The organism is Streptomyces sp. RKND-216 (assembly GCF_004795255.1).
Classification (GTDB): domain Bacteria; phylum Actinomycetota; class Actinomycetes; order Streptomycetales; family Streptomycetaceae; genus Streptomyces; species Streptomyces hazeniae.
The window spans coordinates 1,004,386-1,022,726 of the sequence record NZ_SSBQ01000002.1 but is presented as its reverse complement, the minus strand read 5'-3'; the positions used below and the strand labels follow the sequence as shown (position 1 = coordinate 1,022,726).

Genomic DNA, 18,341 nt, shown 5'->3' with positions numbered 1-18,341 from the left:
GGGCACTCACCGACGTCTTCCGACGCACCACCGATCGGGCCGGATATTGCGGTATCGGCACTGTCAAGGCCAACATCGGACACACCACGATGGCCGCGGGGATCGCCGGCCTCCTGAAGGTGCTCCTCGCTCTGCGGCACGGTGAGTTGCCGCCGGCGCCTGCCTTCGACACACCCAACCCCAGGACCGGCCTGGAAGGCAGCCCGTTCTTCGTCGTGCGAGAGCGCCGCCCGTGGGTTCCGGGACCGGACGGCACCCGGGTGGCGACGGTCAGCAGCTTCGGATTCAGTGGCACCAACGCACATGCCGTGGTGGCCGAGGCCCCCCCTGCCCCTGCGCCTCCGCGTGAAGCCGGCGGCGCTCACCTGTTCCCCGTCTCGGGCCAGGACAAGCAGGCCCTGAGCCGGGCGCTGGTGCGGCTGGCGGATGCGCTTGAGGACGAACCGCCGCCGCTTGTCGACGTGGCGTACACACTGGCCGTCGGCCGCAGCCACTGGGCGGTGCGCGCCGCGTTCGTCGCGGAGGACCGCGCCGAACTCCGGCAACAGCTCCGCGACGCCGCCCGCAGCGGCAACCCGCGAACCCCGGGCGCGGAGGTGTCGACCCCGGGCGGCGGGAGACACGGCAACGACCGCCGCGCCGAACTGGAGCGCCTCGCGCAGGAGTACGTCGCCGGGAAGGACCTCGACTGGTCCGGGCTGTTCACCGGCAGGGAAGGGCGCCGGGTGCCGCTTCCCCCCTACCCCTTCGCCGACCAGCGTCATTGGGTCGGCGGCCCAGAGGAGCCGGCCGGCGGAGAAGCTTCGAAGTCGCCTGGCCGGCACCCCCACCTCGGCGCCCCGGTAAGCAGCTCGGACGAGGCGGAAGGGGCGGTGTTCGACGTCGCCGTTCCGGACGGCCACTGGCTGCTGGACCACCACCGGGTCGGCGGGAGACCGGTCCTTCCCGGTGCCGCCGGCCTCGACCTCGCCGCCTCCGCCGCACGGGCCTCCGGCTTGACCGGACCACTCCGGTTGACGGGTGTCCGGTGGCTTCGGCTCGTCGACCCGTCCGCGGCAGGCACCTTGAGGGTGAGGCTGACGCCGGCCGAGGACGGGTACACGTTCATACTCGAGTCGCGCGACCGACAGCAGCGGTACGTCCAGGGCGATCTCGTCACCGCCCACTCGGCGGAGCAGGAGCCGGACCTCGACCTCTCCGAGGCGAGGCGGCGCTGCCCCCGGAGCATCCCGGCCGCGCGGTTCTACGAGGACTTCCGGTCCGGAGGCATCGAGTACGGGGAAAACTTCCGGACTTTGTCGGAGGTGCGCTTCGGCGAACGCGAGGCACTGGGCCGGTTCGCCGCCCTGCCGAGGCCGGGGTTCACGCTCGACCCCTGCCTGCTCGACGGCGCCCAGCAGCTCGTCGCCGCCGTCGAAGGAGCCAACGAGACGGTGCTGGTGCCGTTCGCACTGGACAGCGTGACCCTCACGGTTCCCGGAGCGGTCCCCCAGTACGCCCATGTGGAACGTGTCGGACCCCACCGCTACGGCATCCGGCTGGCCGACGCGTCGGGACGCGTCTGCGCGCGCTACGACGGTCTGCTGCTGCGTGCACAGCAGAACCCCGTCGACGAGATGGTCTACCGCCCGGTGTGGCGCGAGACGGCCCCGGTCGTCCCGCCCGCCGAAGCGCCGGACGACCGCCGTACCGTCGTGGTGCACACGCAGGACGCGCACCGCCTCGCCGAGGCCCTCGCCGCCCGGACGGCGCGCCACGGCCAGGTCACCACCGTGCCGCTGCCGGACGCCGGCGCCGCCGACCTCCGGCCTCTCGACGACCCGCTGGACGTCGTCTACTTCGTCGCGGGCGGCGACGAGCCCGCCGTCCCGCCGGAGGAGGACACCACCGCGTTGACGTTCTTCCGCCTGGTGAAGCGGTTTCTGGCGGCCGGGCGGCAGCGGGAGCGGCTGGAACTGCGCATCGTCACCTCCGGTGCGGTGCCGGCGGACGCGGAGGAGACCGTGGTACCGCACGCCGCCGGGCTCCTCGGTCTTGCCCGTGCCGTCGAGTCCGAGTGCCCCCGATGGCGGGTGTCCTGCGTGGACGTGTCCGCTGCCGACCCGGACCTCGAACGCACGGCCGACCTGATCGTTTCGGAACCGGGCTCCGAACCCCTGGTACTGCTGCGCGGCGGGCGGCGCCTCGAGCGGACCTTCGCCCCTGTGCGACTGCCCGCGCCCGAGGGCACCGCGCCGTTCCGCAGCCAAGGCACCTACGTGATCGCGGGGGGTGCCGGCGGCATCGGCTTCGCGCTGAGCAGGCTGCTTGCACGGATCGCCGGGGCCCGACTCGTCTGGCTGGGACGCAGCCCGCGAGGCCCGGAACACGAGAGCAAGGCCCGGGAGATCGAGGCGCTCGGCGGGCGGGCTCTCTACCTCCAGGCGGACGTCGCCGACGAGGCCGCGCTGCGACGAGCCCTCGAGCGGGTACGGACGGAGTTCGGTGCCGTGCACGGAGCCGTTCACGCGGCACTTGACCTGCGGGACCGCACCATCGCGCACATGGACGAAGCGGAGTTCGCCGCGGGGCTCGCCCCCAAGGTAGCCGGTGTCACCGCCTTCTCCCGTGCGTTGGAGGAGGAGCCGCTGGACTTCCTGCTGATCTTCTCCTCGGCCGTCTCCTTCGTGGAGGCCGGCGGCCAGGCCAACTACGCGGCCGCCAGCACGTTCGAGGACGCGTACGCGCAGTGGCTGGACCGGCGTCGGCCCTACCCCGTCTCCGTCGTCAACTGGGGCTTCTGGGGAAGTGTCGGGGCCGTGGCCAACGACCGGATGCGGAAAGCGTTCACGAAGCTGGGCATCGGCTCGATCGAACCCGCCGAGGGGATGGCCGTACTGCGCCGCGTGATCTCCGCCCGCCTGCCCCAGGTGCTGGCCATGAAGGCGGAGAAGTCCGCCCTGCCCGGCATGGGCATTCGCATCCGGGGCGCCGCGGACGCCGATGCGGCGGCTGTCCGGTCGGCCGCAGACCCGACGGCCCTCGCGCCGGAGACGAGCGCTGCGGCGTCGGTCGCCCCCTCCGCTTCGGCACCTCGGACGGCGACCGACGCCTCCGGCGGCGCCGACCTCGCTCCCGGGGCGGTGCGCGCCTACGTGGCTGGGGTCTTCGCGGAGGTGCTGAAGCACCCGGCGGAGGCCGTGGACGAGGAGGCGACGTTCGAGAATTTCGGTGTCGACTCGTTGGTGAGCCTGAGCATCGTCGACCGTTTCGAGCAGGATCTGGGCGACCTGCCGTCCACCCTTCTGTTCGAGCACATGACGATCAGCCGGCTCGCTGCCCACCTGAGGGAAGAGCACGGCGAACGGCTGGCGACCGTCCTGTCGGCCGGGGTGGACGAGGGGGACCGGGCGGCCGCGTCCGCACCCGCCTTCGTGGGCGGGAGCGGCGAGCCCGCGCCGGCACCGGACGGCGACGGAGAGGACCTTGCGGAGGCCCGGCGGGGCTTCGCGGCGGTCGAGTCGTACAGCCGGACCCTGCTGCGTGACGCCTTCCACCGCATGGAGGGTCGGCCCGTTGCGGGCGAGACCTCACCGGTCGCGGTCTGGGAGAGGCGAATGGGTGTCGTGGAACGTCACCGCCGTCTGTTCCACGCCTCCCTGGAGATCCTGTGCGGGGTCGGGTCCGTGCGTCGGGAAGGCCCAGGGTACGTCCTCACCGGCGCGGCCGAGTCGCCGGACGAAGCCCTCGCGGACGAGATCATCGCGCGCCATCCGACGATGGAGGGCCACGTGCGTCTCGTGGAACGGTGCGTCGACGCGCTCGGCGACGTGCTCACCGGGCGGCGCGATCCCATGGACGTGCTGTTCCCCAAGGGGTCGGTCTCCCTCGTCGAGCCGATCTACCGCGGACAGCCGATCACCGACCACTTCAACCATACGCTCGCCCAGGAGGTCGCCGAAGCCGCACGCCAGGCCCACGGACGGCGGGGGAGCGCCGCCCGCGTCCTCGAGATCGGCGCCGGCACGGGTTCGAGTTCGGGCACCGTGCTCGCGGCGTGCGAGGAACTGGGTGACGGGGCGGTCCAGTACGTCTACACGGATATCTCCCCGGCCTTCCTGAGGCACGGAGAGCGGGAGTTCGGCGCCACCCGCCCGTACCTGTCCTTCGAACAGTTGGACATCTCGAAGGATCCGACGGCGCAGGGGTTCCCGGCCGGTGAGTACGACGTGGTGCTCGCCACCCATGTGCTGCATGCCACTCCCGACATCCGGCGGACGCTGGCACACATCGGCACACTGCTCCGGCCCGGCGGAGTCGCCCTCGTCAACGAGATCACCCGGGTCTCGGACTTCCTGACACTCACCTTCGGGCTGACGACCGGCTGGTGGATGTACGAGGACGCGGAACGCCGCCTGCCCCACACCCCGCTTCTCAGCACGGAGCAGTGGCGTACCGCTGCGGAGGCCGTGGACCTCACGGTCGCGCGCACGCACGGCGTGCCCGGAGCCACACCCCAGGAGTCCGCGCAGTCACTCGTCGTCGTCGAGAAGCCGCGTAACGCGGATGGTGCGGACGAGCCGGGCGACCTCGGACGGGGGACGTCTGCCGCGCGCGCCTATGTGGCCGGGGTCTTCGCGGAGGTGCTGAAGCACCCGGTGGAAGCCTTGGACGAGGAGGCGACGTTCGAGAACTTCGGCGTCGACTCGTTGGTGAGCCTGAGCATCGTCGACCGATTCGAGCAGGACCTGGGCGACCTGCCGTCCACCCTTCTGTTCGAACACGTGACCCTCGACCGACTTGCGGCGTACCTGGAGGAGCACCACGGCGACCGCATACCGGTTGCCGCGGTGCCGCAGCCCGGCACGGAGGAACCCCCGGCGCCGCCGGAGCCGGGAGACCGCGACCCCGCTCGCCCGGCGGAGGGCGCACCGCCCCCGGCACCCGCGCCGACGGCCGAAGTCGCTCCCGCTGGGGGACAGTCCGCAGCACCGCGCGTCACCGGGACGCCGGGGACGGTGACGACCGCCCCGGCCGGAACCCCGGCGGCAACGAGCGCCGACGACCGGCCGGAAGCCGACGACATCGCGATCATCGGAGTGGCGGGCCGCTACCCCGGATCGCCCGATCTGGAAACCTTCTGGACCCACCTGTCCCGGGGCAATGCGTGTATCGGCGAAATCCCGGAGGACCGCTGGGACTGGCGCCCCCACTTCGACACGCGCAAGGGCGTCAAGCACCGCACGTACAACCGATGGGGCGGGTTCCTCGAGGGGGTCGACGCCTTCGACGCGCCGCTATTCGGCATCCTGCCCCGTGAAGCCAACGACATCGACCCGCAGGAGCGCCTGTTCCTGGAGACCTGCTGGGAGCTGCTGGAGAGCACAGGTCACCTCGGAGAACGGACGCGTGAGCCGCTCACCGGAGTCTTCGCAGGACTCATGTACGGAGAGTACGGGCTCCTGGCAGCTGCGGCCGACTGGCCCGAGGGCCGCTACGCCACCGGCCACTCCGCCTACTGGTCCCTGGCCAACCGGGTGTCCTACACCTTCGACCTCCAGGGCCCGAGCCTCGCCCTGGACAGCGCCTGCTCGTCCGCCCTGACGGCAGTCCACCTGGCCTGTGAGAGCCTGCGCCGCGGGGAGTGCGCGATGGCGATAGCGGGCGGCGTCAACCTCATACTGCACCCGGCCCACTTCGCCGCACTGGCCGCGCGGAACATGCTCTCCACCGGTGACGCGTGCCGCGTCTTCGATTCCGAGGCGGACGGGTTCGTACCCGGTGAAGGGGCGGGGGCGGTCCTGCTGAAGCCGCTCGCACGGGCGAGGGCCGACGGCGACACCGTATGGGCGGTCGTCAAAGGCAGCCTGAGTAACGCCGGGGGTAAAGTCAGCGGCTACACGGTGCCCAATCCCAACGCCCAGGCCCGGCTCATCGAGGAGACATTGCGGCGTTCGGGGGTACATCCCAGGACAGTGTCCTACGTGGAGGCCCACGGCACCGGCACGGCACTCGGCGACCCCATCGAAGTGGCCGGTCTGACCCGTGCGTTCCGCGCCTTCGGCGTCACCGAGAGGGGCTTCTGCGGCGTCGGCTCGGTGAAATCGAACATCGGACACCTCGAGGGCGCCGCCGGGATCGCAGCGCTGACCAAGGTGCTGCTCCAGTTCCGGCACCGCACACTCGCACCCACCATCAATCTCCGGACGGTCAACCCCAAGATCGGTTTCGCCGAGTCACCGTTCCGTCCGCAGCACGAGGCGGCGCGGTGGGAACGTCCCGAGGCCGACATAGGCACCGGCAAGCGGACCTGGCCACGCCGGGCCGGCATCAGCTCGTTCGGAGCGGGGGGAGCCAACGTGCACCTGGTGCTGGAGGAGTACACCGAGCCCGAACGACCCGAGGGCTTCGGCGACGGCGGAGCCCCCGTTGCGGATGCGGATGTGGCGGAGCAGCAGGTGTTCGTGCTGTCCGCCCTCAGCGGGGAGGCGCTGCGCCGCCACGCCTCCCGGACCGCGGCGTACCTGCGTACCCCGGCAGGTGCGGAGACACCCCTGCGGGACCTGGCGGCCTCCAGCCAGACCGGACGCCGGGAACTGCCCGAACGGCTCGCGGTGTGCGGCAGCGACCACGAGGCGATCGCGGCCGGTCTGCAGCGGTTCGCCGCGGGCGAACCCCTTGGTGGCGGCGTCCACAACGGCACCGCTTCCGGGAGGAACGGCGACGGAGCGTTCACCGGTGCACCGGCCGACGACCTGAGCGCCGATGCTCAGGACCAGCGGGCGCGCCACTGGGTGAACGGTGGCTCCGTCGACTGGCACGGGTTGTGGGTGAGCCTCACGGAGGCGGGCCGGCCCGCGCCGCGCAGGGCGGTGTTCCCCACCTACCCCTTTGAACGCCGTCGGTACTGGATCGCCGAACACGGCAGGGGAGCCGCCGCCACCCCTGCCACCACCGGGCACGGCGAGATGCCCGACGAACCGGCGGACCTCGTCCCACCACGGCCCGACACGGCCGCAACGGACCGCGCAGCCGCTCACCGCGAGGACCCACCTGCCCCCGCCAGCACGCGAACCTTGACAGAAGGACAGGAGACAACGGTGGGCCGCGACCGACCGATCGTGACCGAGGAACTGGCGACCCACCCGGCGCTCGGCCTCGCCAGGTATCATCTCATCGACGACGCGCCTTGCGTTCCCGGCGTCGCCCTCCTCACCGTCGTAGCCGAAGCGCTTCTTCAAACGCGTGCCGCACCCGCCTACCCGCTGCGCATGACCGACATCCGCTGGGTGTCGCCGGTGAACCTCGACGCCGGAGTGGAGCGGGTGCGTACGACGCTCACCGCGCGCGAGTCCGGCGGCAGCGACTTCGAGGTGAGGGCGGAGGGGGCGTCCGGCCCACGCACAGCCGCCCGGGGCCTCCTTGCCGCGCCGGACGAGAAAGCGCTTCCTTCCGGGCAGACCCTCGCCCTGGAGGAGCTCCGTCGCCGCTACCGCCGGCGGATTCCTTCGGCGGACCTCTACGACGGGTTCGTCACCAGCGGCCTGCGTCACGGGCGTCCCCTCCGCGTTGTCGCCGACCTCTGGGTGGGCGACGGAGAGGCACTGGCACGGCTCGCCAACAGCCACCAGATGCGGCAGCGCACCCACAACTTCCGACTGGACCCCGCCCTGCTCGACGGCGCTCTCCAGGCCGTCTCCGTGCTGTGCCGCGACGAGGAGTCCTACCTGCCGGTGGGTGTCACGGAACTGCAGGCCGAGGCGCCACTCCCGATGGACTGCTGGGCCCAGGTCCGGGAAGTGACTCCGGACGGCAGCCCCAACGGCCACCGATGGTTCGACATTCGACTCACGGACGGCGACGGCTGGATCCTCCAGCGCCTCGACGGGTTGGAGATCGCGCCACGGGTCGCACGTAAGAGCGAGTCGGCGAGCCCGAACGGCCCGGTGCCAAGCGGCACGTCAGCCGGGGGCTCCTCCCCGGAAGGGGCGCACCTCCGGTACCTGCGACCCGTGTGGGAGCCGGCCGCTCGCCCCGTGCGGCGCGAGCCGGCGCGGACTGCGGTCGTGTACGCCGAACCGGGCGACGCGCGAGGGCTGGTGGTCGACCGCCTCACGAGGGAGGGCGTCGGGGTCGTCACCGTTTCGGAGGGCGGGCGTTTCGCCCGGACCGGTGACGGCGGCTACACGATGCGCCTCTCGGACCCCGGCGACCACGACCTCCTCGTCGAGGACCTCGCAACGCGCGACGCGCTGCCCGACGCTCTCGTGCACCTGCCGGAGGGCGTCGGACGAGAGAGCCGTACGCCCACCCGGCCCTCGGACCCACCTTCCGCTGCGCTGCCCGCGGTGCTGTGGTCGTCCGCCGCCGTCCTGCGGCGTCCCGAACGCCCCGCTGTCCGCGTGCTGTACGCCCACCCCGGCCCGCCCGCGGAGGTCGACCCGTACGACAGCGCTGTCGGAGCCACTCTGCGCACGCTCGCGCTGGAACACACCCGCCTCCACGGCGTGCGGCTCGCCCTCCCGCCTGCGCACGACGCGGCCACGGCGCGGACGAACGCCGATCTCCTCGTCGAGGAACTGCTGGGCGCCCAGCCGGGCACCGTGGAGATCAGGCACCTCGACGGGTTGCGGCAGGCCAAGGACTTGCGGCCGTTCACACCCGTCCGGGCCGACCGGCCCCCGTTCCGTCTCCGTGCGGGCGGCACCTACCTGATCACCGGTGGCGCCGGTGCGGTGGGGCGCCACTTCGCCCGCTACTTCACCACCCTGGAATCGGACGCCACCGTGGTGCTCGCGAGCCGCACAGCACCGACCGCGGACCTGGTCGCGGAGCTGAACAGTTTCGGCGCCCGGGTCGTCCACCGCCGAGTGGATCTGCGGGACGCCGACGCGACGATGAGACTGGTGGCCGCGGTGAGGGAGGAGTTCGCGCCCTTGCGGGGCGTCCTGCACGCCGCTGGTGTCACCCGTGACGCCCGAGCTGTGCGCAAGACACCACGCGAGGTCGCCGACGTCCTGGGCCCCAAGGTGGAGGGCACCGTCCACCTTGACCGCGCCACGGCAGCCGAACCTCTCGATTTCTTCGTCCTGTTCTCCTCGATGTCCGGAGAGGCGGGCAACCCCGGGCAGGCCGACTACGCCTACGCGAACGCCTTCCAGGACGAGTTCGCGGCCCGCAGGGTGCGTCAGGTCGCGCAGGGCATCCGGGCCGGGGTGTCACTGGCCATCTGCTGGCCGCTGTGGGCGGAGGGGGGCATGCGGGTCGACGACGCCACGCGGGAGCTGTTCGCCCGCAAGTGGGACATGGTGCCGCTGAGTACGCGGGCCGGTCTGGACGCCTTCGTACGTGCCCTGGAGTCGGGCGAGGCCTGCTGCGCGGTCGTCGAGGGGCAGGCGCCCGCGGCCGCGCGGGACGGAGCGGCCCCCATCGCTCCGCTGTCCCACACCGCCCTCGACGGGTCTCCCGCCGAGGCCGGCACACGGGTGCGCGACCTCGCCGAGCGTGAGGCCCGTCTGTTGGCCGCGGAGTTCCTGCTTGTTGACGAGTCGGACGTCGACGTGCGGGCGGAGCTGCTGGAACTCGGCTTCGACTCCATCACGCTCACCGAGCTGGTGAACAAGGTCAACGAACGTTTCGGCCTGGACCTCCTGCCCACCGTGCTGTTCGAATGCCCGGATCTGGCGGCGTTCGCCGACTATCTCGCCGAGCACCACCGCACCGAGCTTCTCGCAGCTCTGGGGGACCAGGACCACCCGCTCGAACCGCGGCCGGAGCGCGAGCCGCAGCCGGTGGAGGCGACGGAAAGCAGACCTGCCGCGCTTGCCGGTGGAGACACTTCGTCGTCCACCCCAGCAGGCACCGACCAGCCCGTCGCGGTGATCGGCATGGCCGGCACGTTCCCCAAGTCACCCGACCTCGAAACCTTCTGGGCACACCTGGACAGCGGGGACGACCTGGTCGACCACATCCCGCACGACCGTGCCGCGCTCCTCGCCGACCCGGCAACGAGGACCATGCGGGGCGGATTCCTCGACGACGTCGCCGCGTTCGACGCCCGCCTCTTCGGAATCTCACCCAACGAGGCGGCGCTCATGGACCCGCAGCAGCGACTCTTCCTCCAGTCGGCGTGGTGTGCCTTGGAGGACGCGGGTCACCGTCCCGGCGGGCTAGCGGGTTCCGCGACCGGCCTGTTCGTGGGCGTGGCGACCCACGACTACGACGACCTGCTCAAGGAGCACGGCGTCGCGTCCGCCGCCCACGCCGCCACGGGCATCGCCCATTCGGTGCTCCCGAACCGGGTGTCCTACCTGTTGGACCTCCACGGGCCGAGTGAGGCCGTCGACACCGCGTGCTCCAGCTCGTTGGTGGCACTGCACCGCGCCGTGCGGTCCCTGCGCGACGGAGAGTGCGAGATGGCCGTGGCGGGCGGTGTGAACGTGATCCTCTCCCCGGGACTGCTGCGGTCGTTCGCCGACTCCGGGATGCTCAGCCCGGACGGCAGGTGCGCGACGTTCGACGCGGCCGCGGACGGATACGTGCGCGGTGAGGGTGCGGGGGCGGTGGTGCTCAAGCCGCTGGCGCGCGCCCTTGCTGACGGGGACGAGATCCACGCCGTCATCCGCGGCAGCGCCGTGAACCACGGGGGTCGCTCCCCGTCTCTCACGGCACCCAACCCGGAGGCCCAGGCACGGGTCATCGCCCGCGCCGTCAGGACGGCAGGGGTGGCTCCCGACACGCTCAGCTACATCGAGACCCACGGCACCGGCACCCGGCTGGGCGACCCGGTCGAGGTGGAAGGACTGAAGAAGGCATTCACACAGTTGCACCAGGAACGACGCGAGCCACTACCGGACGGCGACCGTGTCGCTCTCGGCGCGGTGAAGTCCGCCATCGGCCACGGGGAGACGGCCGCCGGTATCGCCGGTGTGCTGAAGGTACTTCTCTGCATGCGGCACCGGATACTTCCGGCCAATCTCCACTTCACCGATCCGAACCCGTACCTGCGCCTGGACGACGGCCCGTTCTTCGTGAACGACCGGCGCCGCTCCTGGCAGCCCGTCAAGACAGCCGACGGCTGCGAGGTGTATCGCGCAGGCGTCAGCTCGTTCGGCTTCGGTGGCTCCAACGCGCACGTCGTGCTGGAGGCCTACGACGACGGCGACCGCCCTCACCATCCCTGCCCGCTCCCGGTGCTTGTCCCGCTGTCCGCGGGAACGCGGGAGGACCTCGCCGACTACGCCGGCCGGCTCGCACGTCACCTTCAGGATCATCCCGAGGCGGACCTGGCTCGGGTGGCGTACACCCTGCAGACCGGCAGGACGGAACGCCCCCACCGCTTCGCGGTGGCGGTACGGGACCGGGCCGCGCTCGTGTCCGCCTTGGAGAAGTTCGCCTCCGGCGTGCTCCCGGCCGGGGCGGCTGCCGGCACCGCCGTCCGTCACACCCCCGGGGCACGAGGCGACGAAGGACCGACCCGACTGGCCGCGCTGTGGTGCGAGGGAGCCGCGGTCCCCTGGGACCTCGGCTGGACACCGGCGCCGGGCCGTCTCCGTCTCCCGACGTCACCGTTCGTCCGCACCCGGCACTGGGTGAGCGGTCCGGGTGGGGACGCTCCGGATGGCGTCGCCGCTCCTGCTTCCCGCTCCCAAGAGTCGCCTCAAGTCAAGGAGTCCGTTGTGCCGTCTGTTCCCGCGGAACGCCCAGCAGGTGACGGCACGCCCGGTCCGCTACGTCGCGGACCCAAGGTGACGCTGGTGACCCCGGCGGCACGCACCGCGCAGGAAGCGGCCGCGTCCGCGCCGTCCTCGACGGCAGCCCGGCAGCCGGAGCGGGGCACCGACAACCACATCGCGATGCCCGAACGCCCGGTGGTCGGGTCGCCTCGTCCCGCTCCGGCCGGGCCGGGGCGCGAGGCGGCGCTCCCGGCTGTGGCCACGCTGCTCCGCGACCAGCTCGCCGACATCCTGGGCACCGGAGGCGAGGAGATCGGCGACGATGTTCCCTTCGCCGAACTGGGTCTGGACTCCATCTACCGGATGGACCTGGTGCGGTTGCTCAACACGACCTTCTCCCTGGAATTGAAGGCTGCGGAGCTGTACGACTACGACACGGTCGGCAAACTTTCCGGCTTCGTCGCACCGTTGTGCGCCGGGGAGGACGGCGGCGCACCCGTCGGGCCCGTGTCGCGTCCCTCTCCGACCTCACCCGCCGACCCGGAACCCCCCGACCCTCGAAAAGCCCGGACGCCGGAAGGGGGCCATCCCGCTCCGGAGACGATCCCTGCCGCGCCAGTGGGGATGTCCGCACTGGAGCAGCTGCTTCTCGCCACGCTCGGCGACATCGTGGAACGGAGGGTGGACCCGACACGCACCTTCGCCGACAACGGCTTTTCCTCGTTCGACATGCTCCGATCCGTCGCAGCCCTGGAGAAGAACTTCGGAGCCTTGCGCAAGACGCTTCTCTTCGACCACCCGACGGTTCCCGAGCTGGCTTCGACCCTCGCGACCCTCCACGGTGCCGGGGAAGCCGTCCGCCTCCTTCGGAACGACGGGCCCGGAGCCCCTGCGGACGTTCCGTCCTCGCCCCGGCCTGTCCCGGGGGAGTACCGAGGAGGGGCCGTGGTGATAGAGAAGGCGAGACTGGCGGAGAATCCGGAGATCGCCCGCACGGTCGCCGACCTCGAGCGGCGATACGGCAGGGAGGGCGGCCTGCCCGGACGGGACATCGCCCCGCTCCTCTTCCTCGGCTCCGACCGAAGCGCCTACTTCCACTGCTCGCGCCGCGACGAGGTCATGCTGACCTGGTCCTACGTGGGGCCCGCCGAGCAGATGCCGGCCCTGGCCGCGGAATACGTGCGGTACGGCCGTGCCCACGGCAGGCAGGCCAACATCGTCTCGCTGCTCCGGCTCGAAGAGGAGGCCGGTGTCCACTTCACCGCCACACCGTTCGGCGCCCTGCAACGCCTGGAAGACATCCAGAACTTCTCCCTCGCAGGCGGCCGCATGGCGCGCTTGCGCTACCTGATCGGCAGGTTCGAGAAGTCCGGTGAGTGCCGCACCGTCGAGTACGAGGTCGGCTCCGATCGGACGACCGACCGTGCGATCACCGAGATGATCGACAGGTGGGGCGACGCGAAGGCGATGGTGAACCCCTATGTCTCCACGGTGCGGGACGAGATCGGGCGTGGCATCCTGCAGCAGAGACACCGCATGTTCCTCACGTACGTCGACGACCGTATGGTCAGCGCGGTGATCGTGACGAAGATCCCCTCGGAGCCCGGCTACCTCCTCGACCTGGAGTTCTACCCGGAGGACGCGCCCCCGGGCGGCCTCGACTACGCCGTGGTCAAGATCATCGAGAGGACGGCCGCTGAAGGGTGCACGGTCTTCAGCTTCGGCGGCAGCTTCGGCGCCCGGATCGGCGAATCCCCCAATGCGGCGCCCGAGGTCGAGGCCGCCCTCGCGGAACTGCGGTCTCGCGGCATCTTCACCGGTGACGGCAATTTCCGCTTCAAGAACAAGTTCCGCCCGGACAACCACCCGCTCTACCTGTGCCAGCCGGCCGGCGAACCACGCACGGACGTGTCCCGGTTGATCCTCATGATCGCGGACCCGGAGGTCGGTGCCGACCGCGCGGGGCAAGGGGCGGCCACACCCGAGGCGGCCCCCGCACAGAACCCCGCGATCCCGCCCGAGCGCCCTGCCCCCGCACCGACGGGCCCGGCGGATCTCGCGCTCGACCGGCGTACCCGGCACCTCGAGGCCCACGGCTGGAACCCTCTGCTTCTCCCCGCCGACCTGGTGGACCACGACCTGGTCACCGACTCCTGGGCGGAACTCGGCCCTGCGCTCACCGCGGCGCGAACCGGCGAACTCCAACGGCGTGCGGTTCAGCTGACTCCCGGTCACACCCTCGAAGACATCGACCTGCTGCCCTTCTCCTGCGTGGTGCCGACCCCTTCCGGACGTGCGGCGGAGGCGGCGCTGTGCCGGGCATGGCCCTCGCGCGGTCCCGTGGTCGTGCACAACTCCGTCTTCCCGACCTGGTATTTCAGCCTGATGGACAACGGCTTCCAGCCCGTCGGCGTCCGCACCGACCCCGCCGGTGCCTTGCGCGGGGACATCGATCTGGACCACCTCGAAGCCGTCCTGACCGAGCACGCCGGACGGATCGCCTTCCTGTGCGTCGAGACCGGCGTCAACGCGCAGGGCGGGGCACCGCTGTCCCTCGCCAACCTCACCGCCGTCCGTGAACTGGCCGACCGTCACGCTGTACGACTGGTCCTCGACACCACGCGCGTCCTGGACAACGCCGTCCTCATCACCACCCAGGAGAAAGGACGGCATCACCAGGACCCGTTCGAGGTCGCACAGGAGATCCTGTCCCTGGCCGACGCGGTCACGATGAGCTTGAGCAAGAACTTCGGCACCGACTCCGGGGGGATCGTCGCGACCGACGACCCGGAAGTCGCTGCCCACCTGACGGAGCACCTCTCGATGAGAGGCCCCGCAGTGAGCCGTACTGGCCGAGCGGAGACCCTGACGGCCCTCAGGGACCACCGGTGGGCGGTGAGGGCCGTCCACGACCGCGTGCACCGAGTCGCGCGGATCCACCAGGCACTGAGCGACGCCGGTCTCCCCCTCCTCCCGGGCCCGGCGACCCACTGCGTCCTGCTGGAAACAGGACGCATGCGGGAGCTGCGCGCATTCCGGCAGCCCGTTCCGGCGGTGCTGGCGTGGATCTACCGGCACACGGGCATCCGTGCCGCTGCGCACCTGGGCAGCGGCAAGGAGGATGCGGGGCTGGTCCGTCTTGCCGTACCCGTCGGGATGGAGGACGACGAGGCGGACGAGGTGGTGGACCGTCTGACGCGGCTCTTCGCCGACCGGAGCGGCCTGCGCGATCTCCTGCCGGCCACGTCCGGCCCCGGTACTCCGGCACTGGCACGCTTCCATCCCGCGGAGCACGTCCCCGAAGACATTCGCGAGGCACTCGCCGAGGGGTACACGGCGCAGGACGAGACCGCCGCGGTGCTGCGCGAACTGGCCGAGCACGTCGAACGCCACCTGCTGGAGGTGCCGGGCGGTCAGGTGGAGGTGTGGAGCGCGGGCAACGGACCTGCCCTGCTGCTCATGCTTCCGTTCAACATCGGAGCCGGCCTGTTCGGTCCTCAGTTCACCGCCCTGGCCGACAGGTACCGGGTGATCGTCGTGCACCATCCCGGGGTGGGGGCCACGACTGCGGCGGACGACCTCAGTTACGCCGGTCTCGCGGACCTGGCCCGCCAGGCCCTCGGCGCCCTGGGCGTCCGGGAGCCCGTCCACATCGCGGGAGCCTCCTTCGGCGGCCTCGTCGCGCAGACCTTCGCGTTGCGCCACCCCGAGAGCACCGCTTCGCTGACCCTCGTGGGCAGTTCGTACAAGCTCGGCAACCGCGCAGACGAGGCCAACCGGCTGGGCGTCGTCGTAGAGGAGGACTTCGACCACGTCGAAAGGAACGCCGCGTCCCCCCGCTTCGCCCGTGACCGCGCGCACCATGAGCAAGTGCTGTTGCGCAGCGAGAGCATGGACCCACTCACGGGGCTGCGCTACCTCGACGTCTTCGCCGCCGAACCGGACCTCCTGGACCGCCTTGCCGACGTCTCTGCCCCGACCCTCATCGTCCACGGCCGGCACGACACGGTAATCCCGCTGAAGACCGCTCACCTGCTCCACGGTCTGATTCCTCACTCGCGCTACCACGAAGTCGCCGACGCGGGGCACTTCCCGAGCCTGACCAGCGCCGAGGAGTTCAACGACGTCCTGACCGCCTTCCTCGCGCAGCACCCGGCCGGCGTCGCAGCCCCCTCCGCAACGACGAGGAGTGACCGATGACATCGCCCACCGGCGCCGCAGCCGCACGGAGCCCGGGCGGTACCGGCGTCCGCCGCTCCGTGACCGTACGGCCCGGGATGTGCGGGCCGAGTTCCCTCTTTGTGGGCCTCCTCGGCGACTGGACCTGGGAAACGGTCAGCGAGCTGTGTGAGACGGACGTCTTCACCGCACGCGACGACGCCGGGAATCCGACGTACCTGGCGTTCTACTACTTCCGCGTCCGAGGGAGCGCCTCGATCAATCCCCGCGTCCTCACCTTCGGCGACCAGCTCGACGTCGTGTCCGGCTGCTACGACCAGGGCAGCGAGTCGGTCCTCACGCTCCACCGCATCACGCGTAGCGAGGACGGCGAGGCCGAGCGCCAGCTCGATCCGGAGGAGTTCCACCTCGGCCCACGCGAGAACTGCCTGTACGTGGAGAATTTCAACCGCTGGATCGCACGGAGCACCCCTGGCAGCAACCAGGGGCTGGTGAAGGCGTCTCCTCCCGGCTTCCGGCACCGGGACCTGCCGATGCTGCCGGACCGGTTCTCGCCCCGGGCGGTGTACCAGCGGGCCCGACGAGACCTCACCTTCCACGACCCGACGAATCCCGCCTACGAGGCGATGCCGGACGAGGTGACCGTCACCCACCCCGTCGACGTCCTCCGCGACGTCAACGGAGTCGGGCTGCTCTACTTCGCGTCCTACTTCTCCATGGTCGACGAGGCGCTGCTGGCCCTGTGGCGGCAACGCGGCGGCACGGCCGCGGCCTTCCTCGCCCGAACCGTCGTCGACCAGCAGATCTGCTACCTCGGCAACGCCGACGTGGACTCCGTGCTCACTCTCACCGCATCGTCCTGGCGGCGCACGGGCGTCCCTGGCGACGAGGTCGGTGACGTGGTGGTACGTGACCGCGACACCCGGCGCGTCCTCGCCGTCAGCACCACTCGCACAGTCCCCGCACCGACCGCACCTCCACGGAAGGACCCGGCATGACACTGGCCCACTCCTCGCAACGGGCGGCTACGCACGCCCTCGTGCGCGAGGTCGTCCGAGGCATCCTTCCCGGCGTACCCGACGAGCTGATCGGAGGTGGCAGGCACCTGAAGGACCTCGGTGCCGACTCCGTGGACCGTGTGGAAATCATCGCCCTGCTCGTCGAGCGCACCGGCATTCGCACGCCGATGTCCGCGTTCAGCGACATCCCCGACATCGAGACGCTCGTGGACTTCCTCTGTGAGGAGCAGCGATGACCGAGCCCGCGTACGTCCGCCGCGACGGCTGCGGCATCGAGGCGCTCAACGTGTGGTGCGGACTCGCCGCCATCACCGTCCAGGAGCTCTTCAGGGGACGAGGGCTGGACACCGACCGCATCGACAACCTGATGATGACGCGCCGCTCCCTGGCACTCCCCTTCGAGGACCCGGTCACCAACGCGGTGAACGCGGCACGCCCGATCGTCGACGCCCTCCCGCCCGAGCAGCGTGACCGCATCGAGATCCTCGTCACCTCCACTGAGTCGGGCGTGGACTATAGCAAGTCCGTCGCCTCGTACGTGCACGAGTACCTGGGGCTCAGTCGTCACTGCCGGATGATCGAGGTCAAACAGGCGTGCTTCGGGGCCACGGCCGCCGTTCAGTTGGCGACTGGCTATCTGGCCTCGGGCCTATCGCCGGGTGCAAAGGCTTTGGTCATCGCGACGGACGTGGCCGTCGTCGACGAGCGGGCGGCCTATTCGGAACCGGCCGCTGGACACGGTGCGGCCGCCGTCCTGCTGAGTGACGATCCCCGAGTGATGCCCCTGGACCTCGGCGCCTTCGGCAACTACAGCTACGAGACTCTGGATTCGGCCAGGCCCGCACCGGACTTCGACATCGCGGACGTGGACCGCTCGCTGTTCGCCTACCTCGACTGCTTGACGCACAGTTTCGCGGACTACGCCGACCGGGTCGAGGGCGTCGACATCGCCACGACGTTCGACCACCTCGTGATGCACACGCCGTTCGCCGGACTGGTCAAGGCGGCCCACCGGAAACTGATGCGGGACCGCGGCAAGCCGGCGGGCGAGCTGCAGGAGGACTTCGCACGACGCGTCGTCCCGTCGCTGAGGTACCCCTCGCTCGTCGGCAACCTGTGCTCGGGCTCCGTCTACCTGGCCCTTGCCAGCCTCCTCGACTCGGGCACGGTGACTGCTCCGAGCCGCGTCGGCGTCTTCTCCTACGGTTCCGGCTGCTCCTCGGAGTTCTTCAGCGGCGTCGTGGACGCGGAGAGCGCCGCCACGGTCTCTGCCATGAACATCGGCACCCATGTGGAGAACCGAGCCGACGTCTCCTTCGACGAGTACACGGGTCTCCTGGAGGAGAACCTGAAGTGCCTGGTACCCGTGCAAGACCGGATGATCGACGCCGCGCGCTGGGAAGCGATCGGTCAACGAGCCGTCGACCGCAAGGAGATCCTCGCCTTCACCGGCGTCAAGAACTACCACCGGCAGTACACGTGGCGCTGA

Annotated in this window: 4 protein-coding genes (1 of these 4 running past the window's edge); all 4 read left to right on the top strand. The window is 70.9% G+C overall.

Going from position 1 to position 18,341, the window contains the following annotated elements; all coding sequences use genetic code 11:
- Tightly spaced (each overlapping or abutting the next), the 4 genes in view from E4198_RS04505 to E4198_RS04490 form a layout consistent with a single transcriptional unit that may run on beyond the window.
- On the top strand, positions 1-15,854 hold the 3' portion of the coding sequence (locus tag E4198_RS04505) for an SDR family NAD(P)-dependent oxidoreductase (protein ID WP_136182018.1). Its footprint begins 6,319 nt before the window's first position; 15,854 of the gene's 22,173 nt are visible here — the last part of the coding sequence; the start codon falls outside the window, past its left edge; the stop codon is at positions 15,852-15,854.
- Entirely contained in the window at positions 15,851-16,831 is a 981-nt protein-coding gene (locus tag E4198_RS04500; RefSeq protein ID WP_136182017.1) for an LnmK family bifunctional acyltransferase/decarboxylase, read from the top strand. Before E4198_RS04505 ends, E4198_RS04500 begins: the two co-directional genes overlap by 4 nt.
- Positions 16,828-17,088: an acyl carrier protein gene (locus E4198_RS04495; RefSeq protein WP_136182016.1), complete on the top strand. Its 261-nt coding sequence runs from the start codon at positions 16,828-16,830 to the stop codon at positions 17,086-17,088. Before E4198_RS04500 ends, E4198_RS04495 begins: the two co-directional genes overlap by 4 nt.
- A complete protein-coding gene (locus E4198_RS04490) occupies positions 17,085-18,341 on the top strand; it encodes a hydroxymethylglutaryl-CoA synthase (RefSeq protein ID WP_136182015.1) in 1,257 nt (418 codons plus the stop codon). Before E4198_RS04495 ends, E4198_RS04490 begins: the two co-directional genes overlap by 4 nt.

Coding starts and splice junctions, on each gene's coding strand:
- E4198_RS04500 (WP_136182017.1), top strand. CDS start 15,851: ATGACATCGCCCACCGGCGCCGCAGCCGCACGGAGCCCGGGCGGTACC.
- E4198_RS04495 (WP_136182016.1), top strand. CDS start 16,828: ATGACACTGGCCCACTCCTCGCAACGGGCGGCTACGCACGCCCTCGTG.
- E4198_RS04490 (WP_136182015.1), top strand. CDS start 17,085: ATGACCGAGCCCGCGTACGTCCGCCGCGACGGCTGCGGCATCGAGGCG.